The sequence below is a fragment of the Moorella naiadis (nom. illeg.) genome, assembly GCF_051020825.1.
In the GTDB taxonomy this organism is placed as follows: Bacteria; Bacillota; DSM-521; order Neomoorellales; family Neomoorellaceae; genus Neomoorella; species Neomoorella naiadis.
Genome location: NZ_JAXGFQ010000066.1, coordinates 1 through 2,379, shown reverse-complemented (window position 1 = coordinate 2,379; position 2,379 = coordinate 1). Strand labels below are relative to the sequence as shown.

The 2,379-nt window shown below is 53.6% G+C and carries 3 protein-coding genes; all 3 read right to left on the bottom strand.

The window, feature by feature from the left end:
- The coding region (locus tag SDD30_RS17250; protein WP_434076166.1) for an ABC transporter permease at positions 1 to 626 on the bottom strand (626 nt) is incomplete at its 3' end.
- 22 nt (positions 627 to 648) lie between these two features.
- Positions 649 to 1,449: an ABC transporter ATP-binding protein gene (locus SDD30_RS17245; RefSeq protein ID WP_434076165.1), complete on the bottom strand. Its 801-nt coding sequence runs from the start codon at positions 1,447 to 1,449 to the stop codon at positions 649 to 651.
- 29 nt (positions 1,450 to 1,478) lie between these two features.
- Positions 1,479 to 1,904 (bottom strand): MarR family winged helix-turn-helix transcriptional regulator, encoded by a 426-nt coding sequence (locus tag SDD30_RS17240; RefSeq protein WP_434076164.1) that lies wholly within the window; start codon positions 1,902 to 1,904, stop codon positions 1,479 to 1,481.
- Between the last annotated feature and the right edge of the window lie 475 nt (positions 1,905 to 2,379).

Below are 2,379 nucleotides of genomic sequence, written 5' to 3'. Positions count from 1 at the left end.
TGGAGCCACGGCGGCATAATGTTGATAGGGTAAAGGGCGTTACTGGCAAAGAATAAAGGCATGGTCATCACCTGGCCGATACCCATAAACCGTTCCCTTGTTTTTACTACGGCGGCAAAAATCATTGATAGTGTGGCAAAGAACGAGGCCCCAATAATTATCGTCAGCATGCTGAAAACTATGCCGGTCATGCTCCAGCGCATGTCCAGGCGCAATAATAAAGCGAGAAAAAGGATAATAACCACCTGGCTAAGGGTGCGAATACCTGCTCCTAGGGCCTTGCCCGTGACAAAGGCAGCCCGCGGTACCGGCATGGCCAGAAGTTTTTGCAGGATGCCCTGGTCCCGGTCCCAGATAATGCTCAGGCCGTAAAAAATGGCAATAAACATCATGGACTGGGCCAGGATCCCCGGCGCCATAAATGTCTGGTAACTGACGCCGCCGGTCGGTATGGCCCGGACGCGGGAAAAGGCCTGGCCGAATATAAGCAGCCACAAAACCGGCTGGACGGCCCTGGTAAATAATTCCGTGGGGTCATGACGCAATTTACGGACCTCCATCTCCGCCACTACCAGGGAGCTTGTAAGGTAAGCCAGAAGCCCGGAACCAGGGCCGAAAGGTTGCATAAGGCCTGTATTTATTGGTTTTTCAGTTGAATCGCTGGACGCGACGGCGCGTCTTTCGTATTTCAAGGAAACTCCCCCCTGTTTCTAACTGGTCGCCGGTGTAATACGTAAATACGTTCTCCAGAGTGGCGCCGGGGTTGCCGGTTGCCTTTTTCAGTTCGGCAGGCGTGCCCTGGGCTACAATCCGGCCGCGGTTCATAATAGCCACCCTCTGGCAGGCGGCTTCGGCTTCTTCCATATAGTGAGTGGTAATCAATATTGTCAGCCCGGTTTCCTCACGTAGCTGTTTTAAAGTGTTCCAGACGGTGTGGCGGGCTACCGGGTCCAGCCCCACCGTCGGCTCGTCTAAAATCAGCACTTGCGGCCGGTGCAGGATAGCCTGCCCTATCTCCAGTCGCCGTACCATGCCCCCCGAATACTCCCGCACCAGCTTGTGGGCGGCTTCTTGCAGGTTAAGAAGGGCCAGGATGTCCCCAATACGTTTTTCGCGTTCTTGCCTGTCCAGGCGCAGCAATTTGGCAAATAGCAGCAGGTTTTCGTAGCCCGTCAGGGTCCCATCCGCCGAGAGGGCCTGGGGGACGTAGCCGATTACTTGTCGTACCTGGCCGCCCTGGCGGAGCACGTCCAGCCCTTCAACCACGATCCTGCCGGAGGTCGACGGCAGCAGGGTGGCCAGCATGCGGATAGTGGTCGTTTTCCCGGCGCCGTTAGGCCCCAGCAGGCCGAACACCTCGCCCTTTTTAATATTGAAATTGATACCGGCGACGGCTTCATGATTACCAAAGCGCTTGATCAGATTTTGTACCTCTATAGAATAAATCATATCTCTCTTCTCCCCGGGGGCTTTGCTTTTTACATGCGATTGATTTTATTGATTAGCTTTAAAAGAAGGTGCCGTTCTTCTAACGTTAACGGCGTCAGTAAGCTTGCCAGGGCGGCCCGTTTCTCGTTCGCCCACTGCTCAAGCATTTCCCGGCCGGTGTCGGTTAGGTCAACGGTGACCACCCTTTCATCATCCATCTGCCTGTCCCGCTTTACCAGGCCTATTTTCGCCAGCCGTTTGGTCGCTGATGTTGCCGAGCTGCTGGTTATACCCAGGCCCTCGGCCAGTTCCCCGATAGTAAGCGGACCAGCATGTTTCAGGCGCTTCAGGAGCCAGTATTGCTCAGGTGTGATTTTACCTTTACGCACAGGATGAGAAACCTGGCGCCACAGGCGCCAGAACTGCCACAAGGCATCTACCAGGCTGCCGGTGATACCTTCCAAATCTTGCTGCACTATTGTATATCGCCTCCCTGTAAAAACTGTCATGAAAAAAGCCTCTCAATTATATTTTACTTCTATTTGTTTAATCGTCAATATATTAGATTGCCTCTATCAGCCAGGATGACAGGAGAAGCACTAATCAGATTTACCATGAAGAGCTTAGGGTTATTTTATTAACCCTCCCCCATGAGCTCTTCCTCCGGTTTCTCCTCTCCGTCGATTTGAATTTCAGGCTAGAGACTTTATCCGGCCTGCAAAGAGCCCCCCCTGGCCAAAGTTGTGGCAAAGGTCCGGCCGGAAAAGCAGGCCTGCGGCTTCTATTGCCCCAGGGCTTAGCGTGTTTCAGCCCGGCAAAACTCGGACGTCACCGGCTTTCCGCAAACTATCGTCCTGCCCCAAAAATATGATACAATTACATCTGGAAGAAGGTGTTCTTGTGCCGGAAAACGAAGAGCAGCCCCGTTCTCCCCACCACCCCCACGACAAG

What these genes read in the sequence shown, in the direction of transcription:
- SDD30_RS17245 (WP_434076165.1), bottom strand. Translation starts at nt 1,449, where the DNA reads ATGATTTATTCTATAGAGGTACAAAATCTGATCAAGCGCTTTGGTAAT.